The sequence below is a fragment of the Roseinatronobacter sp. S2 genome, assembly GCF_029581395.1.
Lineage (GTDB): Bacteria > Pseudomonadota > Alphaproteobacteria > Rhodobacterales > Rhodobacteraceae > Roseinatronobacter.
Window position 1 is genome coordinate 581255 of sequence record NZ_CP121113.1, and the last position, 16802, is coordinate 598056.

Below are 16802 nucleotides of genomic sequence, written 5' to 3' on the forward strand. Positions count from 1 at the left end.
CAAAACCTGAAGCTTTCCTCATATTCTGACGATATTCTCAGACAAGGAAAGACCCATGACACAACCACGCATCGCCCTTATCACAGGTGGCAACAAAGGGATCGGTTTGGAAATCGCGCGCCAGCTTGCGCAGGCGGGCGTTCAGGTCATCATCGGGGCGCGCGACGCCTCCCGCGCCAGTGGCGCACTGGCGGATCTGGCAAGGGACGGCCTTGCCGCAGAAAGCATTGCGCTTGATCTTCTTGACCACACCACGATCAACGATGCGGCAATGCAGATCGGGGCACGGCACGGCCGCCTTGACATCCTTGTCAACAATGCCGGCATTTTTGATTTTGCCGACGCCACCCCAAGCATGGCCGCGATTGCGGCTGTCCGGCAGGTGATGGAGGTCAACTTCATCGGGACACTGGCCGTCACGCAGGCAATGCTGCCGCTGCTGCACAAGGCACCCCAAGGCCGGATCGTCAACCTGTCGAGCTCCCTTGGCTCCTTAACCCTGAACGGCGATCCGGCGTCGCCCTATTATGCCAATCAGTTCATCGGCTACAACGCGTCGAAAGCCGCGACAAACATGCTGACAGTGCAGTTGCATGAGGAGTTGAAGGAAACCGCCATCAAGGTAAATTCCGTCAGCCCGGGGTTCGTCAAGACGGACCTGACGGGCTACGGCACCATGACACCCGCAGAGGGCGCACGCCTGCCGGTGAAATACGCCCTTGGTGGCGATGACAGCGGTATCTTCGTGGAACCTGACGGCATGACACCCTGGTGAAGCGTCAGGTCATACGGCCAAACCTGCCGTGAATAGACGCCATGCTTAACGAAGAACCTCTCGGATCGCACGAAACGGGCGTCTGTTGACGGTGCGTATCTGCCTGAGAGTGCGGTGCGCCCGTCCATCTCGATAGACACATCAATTCCCCCAGAGCCATTGAAATGGAAAAACGCCCGGAAATGATGCGGCGTGCCATCGCGTCGGCGCCTCGGCCCAGTATGCGTTGCAGAGCGCTGGTCGCGGTTGTGAACACAGCCGGCCATTCCGCGACAGCATAGGCTTAGTGGTGGTGCGCACCCGTCACGACCATCATGCAGCTGAAATGCGACAAAAGGTTCGTTTGAAGACGTCGTCATCCGAAGCGTGGTCTCGAACAGGTAACTCTGCGACTGCGTCAACGCTACAGTTCATATCGACACAACGCCAAGTGTGCTGGGCTTTCGCTGGTATCCCCCACGGTCCGTCACAGGACGGTTCGCACCAAAGACCCTGCCCTCATGTGCCCCGTTGCGGCCCGCTTGAATGCGTCAGGTGCGCCGTCAGGGACACGCGCGGTCAGGATCGTGAAAGGGGCTGTCTTCACTCCTGACAATGCGCATCAGCATGACACTTGCGCGGGGTTCTTCCAGTTTGGCGGCGGCTTCATAGACCGCGATGGCCGTGCCAATCAAGCCACAGCCACACGCTTTCCCGATGCGGGCCAACGCGATCAATCCTGCGGATCAAGCAGTTTGCCCACCGCGCGGCCTGCGGCAACGGGGTCGGACCCGACACTATTCAGGGGCAAGCATTGGGCGTGCTATACGGAACTCTGCTGTCCAGGGGCCGCTGCTGCGTACGCGAAAGTCGGGGTTCATCTGGACGGTTTCTGGATCGGAAATCGTCGCCTGACCCGAAAAAAGCTGCAGCGCTGAGTCAAGATCAAGTTGGCGGGTGAATGCAATCCCAGCTGACGTCACACCACGATCAGCCCTGCGTTCGGTGCCACTAAGCAAAGCGACGCCGTTATCCCCAAGGCTACCTGAAATCAACGCGATTTCCGCAGTAACGTTCCAGACCTGACCAGGTTCAGTTTCGATTGAGTCCCCTGCTTCGTCGGTGAAATGCAGCATAAAAGACCCGCTCAAAGCGGTCTGATTAACCATGATGTCCACATGGGTGTCGGTGACCGAAGTGATTTCAGCAACCCCGTCGGCGCCACCGGAAAATGACACCCGCCATCCGGCCGGCAATTGCGCGCCCTCGCCGATGATGCCCACCTGAGCAGAGGCAAGGTCATAGTCAGGCAGCAGGTTCTGCGTCATCGCCACAACTGCAGGCGATTCTTCCTGTGCCGGATCTTGCTGAGCTTGCGCAGGCGCGGCTTCTGGCTCTGGCTGCTCGGCTTCAAGCTCCGGTTCCGCAGCCAGACGCAAGGTCATTCCGAAAAATATGAGATCACAATCCTCGATCTTGTCGGCGTTCAGATCACATAGAGAACGCCATTGCCCGACATTTCCTAGTTGCGCGGCTGCGATGGATTGAATGGTATCACCACGCTGGACGACATATTCGTTCGCCAGCATAGGTTGCGCTGCAACGGTGGAAAATGCAAATGCAGCAACCCCGAATACGCTTTGGCACTTACGTTTGCTTGACATTTTTCCATCACCTCCGTTTCAAATTCTGACTGTAATCACTTTAGTCGGGATGCGGGCAAAACTGAACCCCCTGCGGGCATGTTTCCGGCCACATTCTCCGAAGTGCCTGTGCGTTGGGCAAGAATGCGATGCATATCCGACCGTCACCCCGCCACGAATTCAGTGTAAACACAGCGCGCGCGGTGTTGGAAGAACTCTAAGCTTTCCAAAGCAATATGTCATGGTTCTGTGCGTTCGCTTTACGCCAGAGAGACCTGTTTAACCTGAAAGGCTGCCCGAATGGATATTTTCAAGTCGCATGCGCTGACGCCTGCTGGTCCAGCAACCGACATATTGCCAGTCATTCCACATGACACCGAAGATCTGGAACATATTGCCTCGGCGCTTTATGTCGAAGAGGGCGGAGCCCTGAGTATTGTGACGGTGCGCAACGAAATCCGGACTGTTAGCGTCGGGGATCTGGCGTTGCTGCCGGTTGGAACGCGCAGAGTGCGCGCAACCGGAACGACAGCCAGTGGCATTCATGCTTTGGTGGTCGCATGAAACTGGACCTATCCCTTGGAGTGAATAGCTTGACGGGCGCGATGCTGCGCCCGTGGTCACCGTCGCAACTGTTCGGTCAAGGTATCGGTGGTGCAGTCTATTCCGCCCGGACCGGACTGTTTCAGGACATGGCAGGCACTTTGCCCGCAGTTCAGCCCGGTCAGTCAGTTGCTGTAATGCGCGATCTTTCGGGACAGGGAAATCACGCGGTGCAACCAATACCCAGCCAAAGGCCTGCTTTGGGCAGGCATCCGGCGCGCGGGTTGGCAAACCGCCTGCCAAACAACACGAACGATGGGGCGGCTATGGGCGTGCTGGGCGCTGGTGGCGCGCTGCCCACCGGCTGGATGCGCACAGGAACGCCGATCCCTACCGTCAACTTGGGGGTTGTCGGATTTGGGCAGGCGGGGGGATTGCCCTATGTGGATTTGCAGATAGCCGGGACACCGGACACAACAGGCACAATCGCCTTGCTATTGGCGGGCAGCAACGCAGTATTTGCGACATCGGGTCAGGTATGGGCGGGGTCAGTGTTTCTGTCACTTGTCGCGGGGTCACTAAGCGGCATATCCGGGGGGCAAATCGGGTTCAGACCCGCGCGTGGTTACGCCACACCCGGCAGCACGACCGCTGATGCGGCATCTGTTTCCATCACCCCATCAGGCGTTGTGGAACGCTATAGTCATGTTGTGACACTTGCCGCAGAAACGACTGCCTTTGTTGCGCCACAGCTTTTATTCGTTGTCACACAGGGGGTGCCAGTTGATGTGACGCTGCGTATATCCGCACCGCAACTCGAACAGGCAAGCGCTGCCAGCGGCGTGCAGATCGCGCGGGCAGGCGGGTTTGACGTAACAGAGCCGGATCAGCGCAACCTTTGGTATTTGCAACCCGACGGCGTGGATGACTGGATGCAATTGACCACAGCATTTTCACCGCCGGGGCGATACACGCTGGCTGCCGCGTTGGGCGGGGTTGTGGACCCGGTTTTTGGAAACACCACATCGGCAACAAACGCGCTGCGTTTCCGGACATTGACCGAGGGCGGCGGGCAGTTGCGGCATGACATTGCGGCCGGGCGTTCGCTGGTTGTGACTGACACGCGGTTTGCGCAGCGCAATGTCGTGGTGTCACGCGTCAGCTCGACCAGTTCCGGCGAGGTCTGGCTGAATGGCGACGTCACGACAGCATGGCGAACAGGCGATCTTAGCCCCATCTCTGGGGATGCGTTATTTCGCTTCGGAAATTCATTCGGGACTGGCCGATTTTACGGCGGCGCGTTGATATCAGAAGCCGTCAGTACATTGGACCGACTGCATTTGCAGAAATTCATGACCCGGCTTGCAGGAGTATCCTTATGATACGTGTAACGACTGCTGAATCCGTCTTGTTGCCTGCGACCCTTACAGGGGCCGATGCGCCCCTTTGGCGGGATTCGCACGGAAACCTGTATCGTGTTGCATCGGCATTGCAGGAAACATGCCCGCCACAGGCATGGGCACCTGATCCAGATGACCTGACACCGCCACCACAAGCCACAGTTAACGCCACTGTTCAGATCGTCGCAATAGATGGGCGCAGCGCCCTGACACTGATGGGGCTATGGCCGGGATATTGACCTCAGCCTTTCAGGCTGGATGGAAACACCCAGGCGAATATCCAGAACCCAAGATACAGGCGGATATAGACGTTATAGAGAACCGCCATAAGCGTCACCGTGATTGTGAAGGCCCACGCCCCGCCAAATGCCCCGAACTGGCTGCCAAGAACAGCCCCCAAAATGACAAGCGGGACTATTTCCAGCAGGCTGAACGCGGCAAGTGCGCGTTCGTGGCCAGTCATCATCAGTGTTTGCGGCCCTGGGCCGGCCGCAACAGTCACAAGCCGCCCGATGATCGACACGACAATCAGCGCGGCAACGCCACCATATCCCGGTCCATATGCCAAAAGCGCCAAAGGTTCGGCAAATAATGCAGATAAAGCTGCAATGGCGATCACAGGCGCAACCGACAGCGACCACAAGGATCTTATGCGTTGCATGTTCTGCGCCAGATCGCCGTTGCGGCCCGCTTTGGCGATCTGCGGCTTGATCAAAACGGCCACGGCAATAATCGGCATTGCAATAACCTGAACGACCTGATTGGCCAACCCCAGCAGCGCTACTGCCTCGGCACTGGAAACAGCGGCAAGTATAATCACGAGGATTTCCTTCCTCCGCGAACTCAGCGCCTTGGAAATCATGATGGGAAAGCCCACACGCAGCAGCACCCCAACCCCGGGAATTACCTCAGAACTATGGGGCGCGCCCATACCGACATCTTTGCCTGCACAGCGCAGGGCATTCATCTGTGCCGAGATTGCAGACAGAACCGCCGTGCCCGTCGCGAGATGCATGACAGCCGCCAACGTCACCTCTGCGCCTACCGCGAGCATCGCGATCAACGCAACCGCAGTCATTGCCGCCGCACCGAAACCGGAATGGAGCGCTGCCAATAACGGCCTGTCCTCAGCAATCAGCAGTTCAAAAGCGTTCATCCTGAGGGCCACGGCAGTGACCCAAAGGGCTGCATGCACCCCCCAATCAGGCAGACCCGGAAAGCGCGCCATCATCGCCCCTGTCCCCAACTGACCAAGTATCGCGGCCAGCGCAAGGAAAGCAGCCCCCAGAATAAAGGATAAAACCGTCGCACGCCTGACGATTGTGGCTGCGGCAACGAAGTCTCCGGCCCCGCGCGCACCGCTGATAAACCGCAGCGCTGATGCGCCGGTTCCAAGCATAATGACGATCCCAAGAGAAAGCGACAGGCTGTGAAAGAACAGCACGATCCCCAGTTCTGCGGCTGGCAAGGTTCTGGCGATGATTATGGTGATCAGAAGCCATGAAACAGCGGTCAAGACTTGAAAGCCGAAAACCTGTGTCCCGGCCAATAGAAATCTACGCAGCATTATCCGTCATTTCGTATATTAGGGTCCGCTTGCGACCAAATTCTGACGTCAGATTCGCCCAACCGCTTGCGCAACAACGCTTCAGTTTCAGGGCTGAGGCTTTCCGACAATTTCTCAGGAGCCTTTGGCAAGACAACTTTGAGTTTGTCGCGTAAACCTTGTGAAAACCTCCATCGAATGTGATCACGGTACCAACGCGAGCTGATGATGCGTCGCCAAGGTCCGCGCGCGACCCGCTTACCTGCGCTGGCATTGAAGGCACGGCCTTCATCAATGTCCAGTTTCGCGGGGTCCACCCCAAGAAGCTGACACACTTCGGTCAATGTCGCGCGGCGGTCGGCAATGTAGCGTTCGAATTGCAGCACATGAACGCGTTCGGGACCAAACGCCGCCTGCCAGGGTGCAAGCTGCCATGCATAGCGACTGAAGTTCACATAATCCGGGTTATCCAGCAGCGCAGAATTCAGCGATCTGGCTTCTTCCTGAAGGCCAATTTCGTGATGGTAGTGGCTTACCATCCTTTTGACCGGCTCTCTTACCAAATACAGAATTGTCACATCAGCGCCAAGCAATAAGCGTGCACGCTCTGCCAGTCCGTCGGAATACGGTCTTTTCGTGTAGAAGGTCGAGGCTTCGCCAATAACACGACTATTTCCTGCACGCTCAAACAGGCGTTCATAACGGCGCACGCCTTCGGGCGTGTCGCACCAACGCAATCCGGAAGGTTCCTTATCGGATGTCAGAAAGATATCAGGGTGATTATACAGGTCCGCATATAAAGTAGTCGTGCCTGCTTTCATTGCACCAATGATCAGGAAGTTTGGTAGGGCCATAGAAATTCTTTCTCAGAGAAGCGTCTATCCATTAATATAACGACTAATTCCTTATACCAGATGTTACAACAAGATAAATGAACAATGATGAAAATGGTGTTCCCAACCTAAAGTAGATAGGGTCAAGAAACATTACTATCAAATATGCTACACAAAAGGCACCTGCTGCGGCTGCATACCTTCCATCATTGTAAATAAATGAACGTTTAAAATAATCACGTATAGAAAAAAATACAGCAAAAATAAAGCTAGCTGCTCCTAGCAAGCCAACATCAAGTAGCAAGTTAAGATATCCTTGATGCGCGTTAACGTATCGCAGATCTTCAACCTGAACGCTTTCTCTTGTTCCGATCCCGTATCCAAGAAACAAACGCCAAAACGAGCCATCACTGAATAAGTTAGCTCCTACCATCCAATGATCAGTTCTCCCCGTAAATCCCGTTCCAACAACTGCACGGCTGCTGTGCTCTAGGGCAAGTATATCTTCAAGAAATAATCTCGCGATATCTGGTGTGAAGGTTGAAATAAATATCCAGGAAATTGTTCCCAAGACTCCAGCAAAAAATAATGTCAGAATTGAAATTATTAACGGCCGACGTTGGAACAAATAAATTATACTAAAAATTACTAGAATTGAAACCCCGCCTCGCGATGCTGCAAAAAGCGTGACAGAAGCTGCAAATATAAAAAATAGGAAACGGTATTTACTTCCAGACAAAAAAGCAAGAACCATCGAAACGATAGCGGCCTTTGCGAGTTCATTAGGCTGAATACCGCCTACTCTTCTTGGAAAATCGACATCATGATAAAAGAAAAGTGAGACAACAATGAGTGCAGTAACCCATGCAGCTATCGCTAAATGACCTTGTGACGAATTTTCAAAAATTCCTCGCAGGTAAGCCATCGACAATACCACTGCTATAAGCAAAATGCTGTAGGCAAGCGAAAACATTGGCTGCAAGCTCGTAATCGATCCGAGAAAGGCAATCCCTAGCATTGCGATTATGAAATAAAAAGCAACAGACGAATGCTTAAATGGGTTTTCAAATTTGGTTAAAATTAGCATCAAGGCAATCGTGAGAAAACCAAGAACGCCAGTCAAAGAATATAATCGCCCTCGTTCGGAAGAAGTTCGATCATAATAGTTTGCTAGCTCAAAATAGTGCAACAAAGGAAAAACAATAAGGATAGCGAAGCCAAATGAGGCTAAACGCCCGCGCCACTGCGAGCTTTTTTTGGCCTTCCCAACGCGCCAAACATCTATCTTCTGATTTAACTCAACAGCACTCAATTACAATTACCTCTCAGACGTATTGTTAAGCCGTAGTGGTTCTTCGTTCCTATGGTTTTCGTCCGGCAAAGTGGCACCAGTCAGACGACTGCAGACACCTATAGTTGCAGCAGCACAACTTTCAACCGATCTGTGCGCCAGCACGAATTGTCTTCCCTGCTTGCCAAGGGTGCTGCGTAATTCTGCATCGTCAACCAGTTTTTCGACATGCTGTATCAATTCCGGCAAGCTGCGTGTCTGGTTCAGAAAGCCGTTTTCGCCGTCTATAACAGTTTTGGGAATGCCGCCAACTGCGTTCGCCACCACCGGCACCTCGCAGGCCATGGCCTCTGCAAGCACAAGAGATGAGCCCTCGCCCCTGGAGGGCAGGCAGAAAATGTCAAATCCGTTGATCGGAACGGAAACATCTTTCACCTGATCATGAAATGCAACGGTTCCGTCAGCAAGCAACCCCGCTTCTTCAGCCGGTTTGGTAACCTGGGTCATATACCAATCCAGATGTGCGGGTTCGCTTGGTCCAAAAATTCGAAGCTTTACGCGGCGGTCATCACCTTTGAAATGCCGCATCAAGGCTATCAGTTCACCGTGGTTCTTGTTCGGTCCCTTTGAACCTATCGCACCAATCACGATGTCTTCGTCCGTAACGTTCATCTGGCTTCGCGCGGTAGCGCGTTTGTCGGGGTCCGGGCTGCACCGGACCGTGTCAACCGGCGTGGTAAATACCGACATTTCAGGGTGAAAGTCAGGTGCAAGCCCAAGCGCTCGATCCAGCCCTTCGCCAGCAAGCATTACTGCGTCGGCCCACCGTCGCACCAAGGGCAAGCACAACTTTCTGACCCATCGAGGCTGCTGATCCGAGTGGAACTGCCAGATCACGGGAACACCACTGAGCTTGCCGGCGATCGCAGCGTGCAGGTGGTGCAACCCGTTGACCTGCACGACGTCGGCATCAACCTTGCGTATCAGGCGCCGCAATCCCAGCACAGTGGGAAAGAACCCGAACAGCGACGTCAGCACGACAAAGGGATTCCTGGACTTTCTGAACCGACCGAGGGACAATTTCCGAACTTCCGCGCCAGCCACTTCAAGCCTTGTGACATCCACATCCGGAAACTCATCCGGGACTGCAATCACCATATGCACCCCCGCAAGCTGGAGCGGCGCAGCGATGAGTTCGGCAATTCCATGAATCCCCCCCCAACGCGGTCCGTGAATTACTGACAGGACGACTTTGCGTGTCATGGAAGGACCTCTTGTTTAAATGTGCTTACAGACTGCAAGGCGGCTTTCCTTGCCGTAACAACATCCAGCGTTGGGTGCCTGAATGTATCAGTGGTAGCATCATGCAGGAATTGCGAAAACTGATCCGCAGATGGGTGCATTGCGGGTGTCAATACATAGTCGTCAGATGCGCCAATATCTTGAGCAAATGTATCGACCTTCGGGTGGTAACATACATGGAATGTTGGCACAGACAGCGCATATCCTGCCACTGCCCCGTGATACCTTGATGTGATGAAGGCCGCGCATTCTTTCAGCGTAGATATTGCTGTATCAGGAACAGCGGAAAAGGGATGCAACACGATCTTGATGTTTGTGGTCGAGCGGAGGCGTTCGTGGATAGTCGCCAAAGCGACCTCATCACGGTCACTTCGCCCCATACCCAAAGGCAGAAGATGCAATTCGTGATCTGGATGAGTCTGAAAAAACTTCTCAAGCGCCACACAAAGACACTCAATTGTCTTCTGGTGCCATGGTGCGTCAGATTCCTTGAGACAGGGTTCGTCTATGAAATTCACGACTATTTTCTTTTCTTTCGGCCTCACGTCAGCCGCATCCTGACCGAACAACAAAGCCAAATCTTGACCCCTGGTATACTTGCTTTCGTCAATCTTGAGTGATTTCAACAGATTTTCAGAGGTTGAATCCCGGACAACTATCTGATTTGAAGCGCCAATAATTTTTTTAATGAAAAACCTTGTCAAACCATATCGGGCCGGACCGAAGCCTACGCCGATCATCAAAAATGGCTTTCTCCGCCATTGACAGATTTTTGCAATAAAAACATAGGCTGCCAGATTGATCCAATAACGAATAACTCGTTTGAAAGGATAATTATCATGAAAGGATGTTCCACCCATTATGACAACAGCATCACAGCAACGCAATTCTGCCATTATTGACGAAACATCACTGGGAACCTGTGATCCAGAATAGTCTTTGAAATTCTCAGAACCCTTTGGAACAAGGAAGCTCCATTCAATTGCTTCGCGCAGCGACCCGATTCCATCAAAGAAACCTTGAAGCATTAGTTCATCACCAAAGTTTCTGAACCCAAGATGCCCTAATATGAATACGCGTTTCTTTGTTTTAGACATGATATGCTCCAGCGGACCTAAAGTTTGATCGCGTCTTGATTTCACTCATCTTCACTCCTTTTGATTTCTGAAGCGGATACACTTTGCTAACCTGCATTTCCGATCCAGACAGTTGGCGGAGTGAAATATTCTTCCAGTTGCTCCATATCATTTTAAGAAATACTTTCCTAAAAATGGATGCTACGTCAACTGACCCCAAGAGCCAGCAGGAAACTGGAGGGTTGCACTTAGGCACAGAAACTGCGTTCCTTCCTGATTGGAAGTCGTATTCGAGCTTTACAGCAACACAGATACGCTTTTTTCGAATAGCTTTCACGCCAGTGCTCCTCGGACGTTATTTTCCAAAAACCAAGAATAAGTTTCTGTGATACCATCTTCTAAGCTTATGACGGGCCGCCATTGTAGCGCTTTCAGCTTAACAACCGACAATAACTTTCGGGCAACGCCATCTGGCTTGCTGTGATCTAACAAAATCCTGCCAGTAAAACCGACAACATTACAAACAATGTGCGTTAATTCCAGAATAGACAGGTCAACACCGCATCCCACATTTACAGGATCATTGTCCGAATAATATCCCAACAGATGCACCAGCGCATCGGCACAATCATCCGCATGCAGAAATTCCCGGCGCGGCGTCCCGGTCCCCCAGATTGTGATGCTGTCGGCGCCGGCCTGCTTCGCGTCATGAACCTTGCTTATCAAAGCAGGCAGAACGTGACTGGTTTGCGGGTCGAAATTGTCGCCCGGCCCATAGAGATTTGTTGGCAATGCCGCGATCCAGTCTCGCCCGTATTGCTTGCGATAGGCTTGCACCAGTTTGATACCCGCAATCTTTGCAATGGCATAACCTTCGTGCGCCGTGTCTAATGGCCCTTGCAAAAGACTGTCTTCTGATATGGGTTGAGGGGCCTGCGCGGGGTAAACAGCAGACGAGCCAATAAAGATCAGTCGCGACACATCATTTAGATGTGCTGCATGCATGACATTTGTCTGAATCATCAGGTTTTGATACAGAAAATCGGCCGGATAATGTGTATTGGCCAGAATCCCACCAACCTTTGCGGCGGCCAATATGATCGCATCCGGCTTGTTCTGTGCCACCCAGGCCCCGACTGCACCCTGATCGGTCAGATCAAGATGCGCCCTGTCCGTGCATAAAATTTCGCAATCTTCGGAGTTCAAGCGACGTGCTACTGCGCTGCCGACCATCCCGCGATGGCCGGCAACCCAGATGCGTTTACCTGATAGGGCCCAGATCGCCACATTTAGGCTTTCTTCTGGTTATGTTTCTTGTCAACCTGACCCTTGATCCAGTCATAGGTGACACTCATCCCGTCGATCAGCGCCTGCGACGGTTCCCAGCCAAGACGGTCCCGGATCAGGCGGTTGTCTGAATTGCGACCGCGAACGCCAAGCGGCCCCGGAATATTCTCGATCCCGATGTCCTTTTCAGAAAGATCAATCACCATTTGCGCAAGTTGGTTGATCGAGACCATTTCTTCCGAGCCGATATTGACCGGACCTTCAAATTCTGACCGAAGCAGACGTATCGTACCTTCAACACATTCGTCCACATACAGGAAGGAACGCGTCTGCTTGCCATCGCCCCAGACCTCGATTTTGCCACCATCGGCGGCCATGGCAACCTTGCGTGACATTGCGGCAGGTGCCTTTTCCTTGCCGCCATCCCATGTGCCCTCGGGGCCGAAAATATTGTGGTAGCGTGCAACACGGTTCTGCATTCCATAATTGCGGTTATACGCCAGATACAAACGTTCGGAAAACAGCTTCTCCCAACCATATTCGCTATCGGGGTTTGCCGGATAGGCACTGTCTTCGGCGCAGTTTGGGTTATCAGGGTCAAGCTGGTTATGTTCAGGATACATGCACGCAGAGGAGCTGTAGAACACCCGCTTGATGGTGCGCTTGTGACATGCATCAAGAACGTTCAGGTTGATCGTCGCAGAATTGTGCATGATGTCGGCGTCATTTTCGCCGGTGAAAATATATCCCGCGCCGCCCATATCGGCTGCAAGCTGGTAAACCTCGTCAAAGCGGCGGTCAATAACAGACCGGACGAATTGCTGATCGCGCAAGTCACCGATAACGAAATCATCAGCTTCGGTTTCACAATATTCGTGGAATTTCAGGTCTACACCCCGAACCCAGAAACCTTCTTTTTTCAGTCGCTTTACCAAGTGACCGCCAATAAAACCACCGGCGCCACAAACAAGTGCTGTTTTAGTCATTCTTGTCCCTCATTAATCCGTGTTGTTCCGCTAAAGCGATCAAGGCACTTCAACCTTTTGAAATACGTCCTGGAACTCGTTAATCACATGGTCAAGATCAAAGTTCTGTTCTGTAGATGCGCGCGCGGCCTTGCCCATTTCGCGCGCCGTATCTGCATCCGCAAGCAAGCTTTGCACGGCCTGCGGTTTGCAACCAAGAATGTCTGACACTGCTTGAGAATTCACGCAACGCGCCGAAAAGCCGAAGCCCTTCAGATGCACAAACAGCGAAGAAGCCCCCCCTAATCGAGATCGACGCCCTTCTACGCGCAAGTGAATATTTTACTATTACGATAGGAGGTCGGGTAACGCAGGTGGACATGATTTTCAAGCCTTTGAGCCTAGTTGCTCTAGTATCGTTTGGAAGCTGTCTGTAATCGCCTCGATGTCGAAGGTTCGTTCCGCGTATGCGCGGGCGCCGCGACCCATCACTTCGCGGCGCGCCGGATCATTGATCAGTGAACGTACATGTTGAGCGAGCACATCCGGTCTGGAGGGCGCGGCGATAAGGCCCATTTCGTTGCGGGTTATGATCTGGCTGGCCAGATTAGCCTCCGGAATAGACGCGCAGATCGGTCGACCCATGGTGGCGTAGGTCAGCACTTTGGACGGCACCGAGAACAAGCCGGCGTCCTCCTCAAGCAGGACCATAAGAATATCTGCGCCACTGAGCATGTCAGGCATGCACTTAAAAGGAATCCATGGTCGGACGTGCAGGTTTGAAATTCCGTCCCGCTCTGCGCGCCGGGCGACTTCACTGGCCGCCGCGCCTTCGGAAAAAACATAAACGTCTGCTTCAGGACAGCTCTTGGCTATTGTGATCAGATGCTCTGGGTTATGCTTCATCCCCAGCGTCCCGGAATAAACAACCCTCGGCCGATCAGCAGACATGTGCTCTTGCGCCCAAGCGTTATCTCGGGGCTGGGGGGTTAAGTCTGCCAGCGGTGCCCAGTTCTCTACTACTGTTGTGCGCGATGGATCAACACCGTGCTGTGTGATGATTGGAAGGAAGTCTTCGCTAATCGCAACGACATGTTCAGCGCGCCGAAGCATATCATACTCCATACGCTGATAATGAAGGCCAACAAAATGACCCACGACCGGGAGTTTTTTTGACAGGATGCGTAAAATCGCCTCGCTGTAAATATCCTGCAGCCAGAATATCTTCGGGATACCAAGACGTGTGCATTCGCGCCAAATCATCTTTTGGCAATCGAGCGGCGCGTTGCTTGAGATCACTACGTCGGGTTTGAATTCGGTGACCTGCGCGGCAACCAGCCGCCCGAATTCGATCTCTTGGCTGCGCCGCCGGACAAAGGAGTCCTTAACAAAAGGCTCTGCTAAAGATAGCGGCACGACATCGAAACCCTCAGGGTCGTCATTACGACGCTCCAGATCACCCTTTGGGGTCTGAAAAGACGTCGAGAATACATGACGAGTTGTCATGCCCCGCAGCGCCAGTTTGCGGGTCAGTTGAACTTGGAACGGGTGTCCAGAGTAGTCGTGAACCAAGACACGCATGGATATTCTCCTGTCAAAATATGGCTCGACACACGCGCTGCCACTTATGCGTAAAGTGGATACACAACGTGCGTCTGAAAAAATGACCTGTTTCGCGAAGATTGTTCACGAAAAATCTCCGTTTGTTTGCTCGCGCCAGGATTCGAGTGAAACGCGAAGGCGATTTTTTGTCGGCAGCCCCTGCGCGTCAGCCCAAGCAGGCAGGATGTTCGTTGAACGCATCAGTTTCTCGATCCGTTCAGGATGCACCCCAAGCCCTGACCTTGATATTGGTTGCAAGACTGTTGCGACAGCTTTCAGCAGTACTGCAGGCAGAGTGAGCGTTCGCGCCTTCGGGAATGCCACTGCCCGAAAGGTCTCGACAATGTCCTTGATCGTATAGCGATCGTGAAACGCTGCATTGAACAGGACTGTTTTCTCCTGCTGTTCGAGAGCGTAGAGCATCCATTCGATCAGATCATCCACATAAATGCAGGACTTGATCGTGTCTTGCCGACCAGGATAGACGAACAGACCACGTTGAAGCATACGCGCAAGGCGTGTAAAATTGCCCCCTTCGCGCGGGCCGAAAACAACTGCAGGGCGGGTAATCACAAGACGTCGCTCCTGCGCCTCGTTCACCCAATCAGAAAACACATACTCGGCCATGAGTTTCGAGCGGCCATAGTCTGATTCAGGTTCAGCAACTGCCGTTTCGTCTTTGGGTGCTTCGGACGGTCCATAGATCGATATTGAGCTGGTGAAACAGATCTGGCGTGTTTTATGTGCCCGTGCAAACCGTGCTATCTGGATCGCACCACGCACATTTGTGTCATAATATTCCCATGGCGCATGTCCTGGTGTTGTGTGCACCGCTGCGAGATTGAATATCGTCGGAACTTCACATCCCAAATCAAGCGCCGTAAGGTCGCGTACGTCATGAGTTACATATTCAACACCTTCGCACCGTAGCGCCGGAGCCTTCGCATCGACTGAGATGATGCGCCCGTGATGTATCGCCTTCAACTTGTTGAGCAAATGCCCGCCGACAAATCCTGTCCCGCCAAAAACTACAATCGGGTCCGTTTGCATTGGCATACTCATCCCTTCGCCCCCTGTCCGCGTGCATATTTGTCTTCATAGCGGACGATGTCATCCTCGCCGACATAAGACCCTGTCTGCACCTCGATCAGCACCATCGGAACCTTGCCGGGGTTTTCCATGCGGTGGACAGCCCCCAGCGGGATGTAGATGGACTGGTTTTCGGTCACCAGCCGTGTCTCCGTATCTACAGTGACCTTTGCTGTGCCTTCGACAACGATCCAGTGCTCTGATCGGTGGAAATGGCTTTGCAGCGACAAGGCCGCGCCCGGATGGACATGGATGCGCTTGACCTGAAAGCGTGATCCCAACGCAAGACTTTCGAACCAGCCCCAGGGGCGGTGGTCCTTGGGCAATTCAGTGGCCTGTTTCGCGCCCTTCTTCTTCAGCGCCGCGACGGCCAGCTTCACATCCTGCGCGCGAGATTTATCAGCCACCAGAACCGCATCATTCATGGCAACAACGACCATATCCTTCAGGCCAATGCCTACGAGTTCCAGATCATCGCTGTCAGAGCGCAACAGGGTGTCTTCGCAATCAATCGACGTGGCCGCGCCAGAGATTTGCACGCCCTGCGCATCGCGTGCCCCTTCGCGCCAGACAGCATCCCAACCGCCCAGATCGGACCAGCCAGCTGCGAAGGGCACAACAGACAGGTTATCCGCCTTTTCCATCACCGCATGATCGATGGATATGTCTTCGATCTGCGCCCAAGGCTCAGGGGCCAGCCGCAGAAAGCCGATGTCTTCCTGCGCGTCTGCCACGGCCTGTGTGGCAAGTTGCAGCATGTCGGGCATATACTGATGAAACGCTGCAATGATATCGCGCGCGCGGAACAGGAAAATGCCTGAATTCCAAAGATATTTTCCGCTTTCCTGCATCTGCTGTGCGCGGGCCATATCGGGTTTCTCGACAAAGCGTGACAGCGCCACAGGCCCGGCTTCCCCTTTTGGGTCTTGCGCGAGTTCCAGATAGCCGTAGCCGGTTTCAGGATAAGTGGGCGTAATGCCGAATGTGACCAGCCGCCCCTGTTCCACCGAGCGCATGCCTGCATGAACTGCGGCGACAAAAGCGGCCGCGTCGGGCACCACATGGTCGGACGGGGCGACCAGCAGAACGGCATCCGGGTCGCCAGACTGCGCATGCAAAGCGGCGGCGAGCACGGCAGGGGCCGTGTTGCGCGCAGCAGGCTCAATCATGATTGTTTGCGCAGCCAGCCCCGCGGCTGCCAACTGGTCCTGAACAATAAAACGGAAATCGGAATTCGTAATCACAAGAGGCTTGCAAAACCCATCGCCGCTGGCCCGAAGCGCCGAGGTTTGAAACAGGGTGTTGTCCCCCACGAGAGGCACGAATTGTTTCGGATACGCCTTGCGCGACAGCGGCCATAGCCGTGTGCCCGAACCGCCACATAGGATAACAGGAGTAATCATATCATTTCGATCCCAAGCGTCGTTGTTTCGTAATCCGTGCGACGGAGCCATCAAATACGGCCGCCTGC

17 protein-coding genes are annotated in these 16802 nt (G+C 53.6%); 4 read left to right on the top strand and 13 right to left on the bottom strand.

Features of this window, described 5'->3' with window-relative positions:
- The first annotated feature begins 55 nt into the window (after positions 1 to 55).
- Positions 56 to 775, top strand: coding sequence for an SDR family NAD(P)-dependent oxidoreductase (locus tag P8S53_RS02725; RefSeq protein ID WP_277805631.1), 720 nt, complete (start codon positions 56 to 58; stop codon positions 773 to 775).
- A 542-nt stretch (positions 776 to 1317) separates the two neighbouring features.
- On the opposite strand, the gene P8S53_RS02730 is transcribed toward P8S53_RS02725, so the two are convergent.
- Both P8S53_RS02730 and P8S53_RS02735 read right to left on the bottom strand, forming a co-directional pair.
- Positions 1318 to 1482 (bottom strand): hypothetical protein, encoded by a 165-nt coding sequence (locus tag P8S53_RS02730; protein WP_277805632.1) that lies wholly within the window; start codon positions 1480 to 1482, stop codon positions 1318 to 1320.
- 69 nt (positions 1483 to 1551) lie between these two features.
- Positions 1552 to 2418, bottom strand: coding sequence for a LysM peptidoglycan-binding domain-containing protein (locus P8S53_RS02735; RefSeq protein WP_277805633.1), 867 nt, complete (start codon positions 2416 to 2418; stop codon positions 1552 to 1554).
- 279 nt (positions 2419 to 2697) lie between these two features.
- Between P8S53_RS02735 and P8S53_RS02740 the strand changes: the two genes are divergently transcribed.
- From P8S53_RS02740 to P8S53_RS02750, 3 genes are all read left to right on the top strand, one after another.
- Positions 2698 to 2961 (top strand): hypothetical protein, encoded by a 264-nt coding sequence (locus P8S53_RS02740; RefSeq protein WP_277805634.1) that lies wholly within the window; start codon positions 2698 to 2700, stop codon positions 2959 to 2961.
- A 305-nt stretch (positions 2962 to 3266) separates the two neighbouring features.
- Positions 3267 to 4322 carry a hypothetical protein gene (locus P8S53_RS02745; RefSeq protein WP_277805635.1) on the top strand — a complete coding sequence of 352 codons (1056 nt, stop codon included), beginning with the start codon at positions 3267 to 3269 and terminating at the stop codon, positions 4320 to 4322.
- Complete coding sequence (locus tag P8S53_RS02750) at positions 4319 to 4579, top strand: hypothetical protein (protein WP_277805636.1); 261 nt, start codon at positions 4319 to 4321, stop codon at positions 4577 to 4579. Before P8S53_RS02745 ends, P8S53_RS02750 begins: the two co-directional genes overlap by 4 nt.
- Before the next feature lie 2 nt (positions 4580 to 4581).
- Here the strand turns inward: P8S53_RS02750 and P8S53_RS02755 are convergent, their stop codons facing one another.
- The 11 genes from P8S53_RS02755 to P8S53_RS02805 all read right to left on the bottom strand — a co-directional run bounded on the left by P8S53_RS02755 (position 4582) and on the right by P8S53_RS02805 (position 16734).
- Positions 4582 to 5907 (bottom strand): lipopolysaccharide biosynthesis protein, encoded by a 1326-nt coding sequence (locus P8S53_RS02755; protein WP_277805637.1) that lies wholly within the window; start codon positions 5905 to 5907, stop codon positions 4582 to 4584.
- On the bottom strand, positions 5907 to 6740 hold the full coding sequence (locus tag P8S53_RS02760; RefSeq protein WP_277805638.1) for a sulfotransferase: 834 nt from the start codon (positions 6738 to 6740) through the stop codon (positions 5907 to 5909). Before P8S53_RS02760 ends, P8S53_RS02755 begins: the two co-directional genes overlap by 1 nt.
- Before the next feature lie 43 nt (positions 6741 to 6783).
- Positions 6784 to 8031, bottom strand: a complete 1248-nt coding sequence (locus P8S53_RS02765; RefSeq protein WP_277805639.1) for a hypothetical protein — start codon at positions 8029 to 8031, stop codon at positions 6784 to 6786.
- A 6-nt stretch (positions 8032 to 8037) separates the two neighbouring features.
- On the bottom strand, positions 8038 to 9273 hold the full coding sequence (locus P8S53_RS02770) for a glycosyltransferase family 4 protein (RefSeq protein WP_277805640.1): 1236 nt from the start codon (positions 9271 to 9273) through the stop codon (positions 8038 to 8040).
- Complete coding sequence (locus tag P8S53_RS02775; RefSeq protein ID WP_277805641.1) at positions 9270 to 10454, bottom strand: polysaccharide pyruvyl transferase family protein; 1185 nt, start codon at positions 10452 to 10454, stop codon at positions 9270 to 9272. The genes P8S53_RS02770 and P8S53_RS02775 overlap by 4 nt, the downstream gene beginning before the upstream one ends.
- Positions 10455 to 10721: 267 nt before the next feature.
- The gene (locus tag P8S53_RS02780; protein ID WP_277805642.1) at positions 10722 to 11675 is read right to left on the bottom strand and encodes a GDP-L-fucose synthase; all 954 of its coding nucleotides are present in this window, start codon (positions 11673 to 11675) and stop codon (positions 10722 to 10724) included.
- 2 nt (positions 11676 to 11677) lie between these two features.
- Complete coding sequence (locus P8S53_RS02785) at positions 11678 to 12661, bottom strand: NAD-dependent epimerase/dehydratase family protein (protein WP_277805643.1); 984 nt, start codon at positions 12659 to 12661, stop codon at positions 11678 to 11680.
- A gap of 39 nt (positions 12662 to 12700) precedes the next feature.
- Positions 12701 to 12973: a hypothetical protein gene (locus P8S53_RS02790; protein WP_277805644.1), complete on the bottom strand. Its 273-nt coding sequence runs from the start codon at positions 12971 to 12973 to the stop codon at positions 12701 to 12703.
- Positions 12974 to 13027: 54 nt separating this feature from the next.
- Positions 13028 to 14221 (bottom strand): glycosyltransferase family 4 protein, encoded by a 1194-nt coding sequence (locus tag P8S53_RS02795; protein WP_277805645.1) that lies wholly within the window; start codon positions 14219 to 14221, stop codon positions 13028 to 13030.
- Positions 14222 to 14326: 105 nt separating this feature from the next.
- Positions 14327 to 15304 (bottom strand): NAD(P)-dependent oxidoreductase, encoded by a 978-nt coding sequence (locus P8S53_RS02800; protein ID WP_277805646.1) that lies wholly within the window; start codon positions 15302 to 15304, stop codon positions 14327 to 14329.
- Positions 15301 to 16734, bottom strand: a complete 1434-nt coding sequence (locus P8S53_RS02805) for a mannose-1-phosphate guanylyltransferase/mannose-6-phosphate isomerase (RefSeq protein WP_277805647.1) — start codon at positions 16732 to 16734, stop codon at positions 15301 to 15303. Before P8S53_RS02805 ends, P8S53_RS02800 begins: the two co-directional genes overlap by 4 nt.
- Positions 16735 to 16802 lie beyond the last annotated feature (68 nt).

Excerpts from the sequence above, each read along its gene's own strand:
- P8S53_RS02760 (WP_277805638.1), bottom strand. The coding sequence starts at position 6,740 with ATGGCCCTACCAAACTTCCTGATCATTGGTGCAATGAAAGCAGGCACG.
- P8S53_RS02800 (WP_277805646.1), bottom strand. The coding sequence starts at position 15,304 with ATGAGTATGCCAATGCAAACGGACCCGATTGTAGTTTTTGGCGGGACA.
- P8S53_RS02770 (WP_277805640.1), bottom strand. The coding sequence starts at position 9,273 with ATGACACGCAAAGTCGTCCTGTCAGTAATTCACGGACCGCGTTGGGGG.
- P8S53_RS02740 (WP_277805634.1), top strand. The coding sequence starts at position 2,698 with ATGGATATTTTCAAGTCGCATGCGCTGACGCCTGCTGGTCCAGCAACC.
- P8S53_RS02755 (WP_277805637.1), bottom strand. The coding sequence starts at position 5,907 with ATGCTGCGTAGATTTCTATTGGCCGGGACACAGGTTTTCGGCTTTCAA.
- P8S53_RS02795 (WP_277805645.1), bottom strand. The coding sequence starts at position 14,221 with ATGCGTGTCTTGGTTCACGACTACTCTGGACACCCGTTCCAAGTTCAA.
- P8S53_RS02735 (WP_277805633.1), bottom strand. The coding sequence starts at position 2,418 with ATGTCAAGCAAACGTAAGTGCCAAAGCGTATTCGGGGTTGCTGCATTT.
- P8S53_RS02725 (WP_277805631.1), top strand. The coding sequence starts at position 56 with ATGACACAACCACGCATCGCCCTTATCACAGGTGGCAACAAAGGGATC.
- P8S53_RS02785 (WP_277805643.1), bottom strand. The coding sequence starts at position 12,661 with ATGACTAAAACAGCACTTGTTTGTGGCGCCGGTGGTTTTATTGGCGGT.
- P8S53_RS02805 (WP_277805647.1), bottom strand. The coding sequence starts at position 16,734 with ATGATTACTCCTGTTATCCTATGTGGCGGTTCGGGCACACGGCTATGG.
- P8S53_RS02745 (WP_277805635.1), top strand. The coding sequence starts at position 3,267 with ATGGGCGTGCTGGGCGCTGGTGGCGCGCTGCCCACCGGCTGGATGCGC.
- P8S53_RS02750 (WP_277805636.1), top strand. The coding sequence starts at position 4,319 with ATGATACGTGTAACGACTGCTGAATCCGTCTTGTTGCCTGCGACCCTT.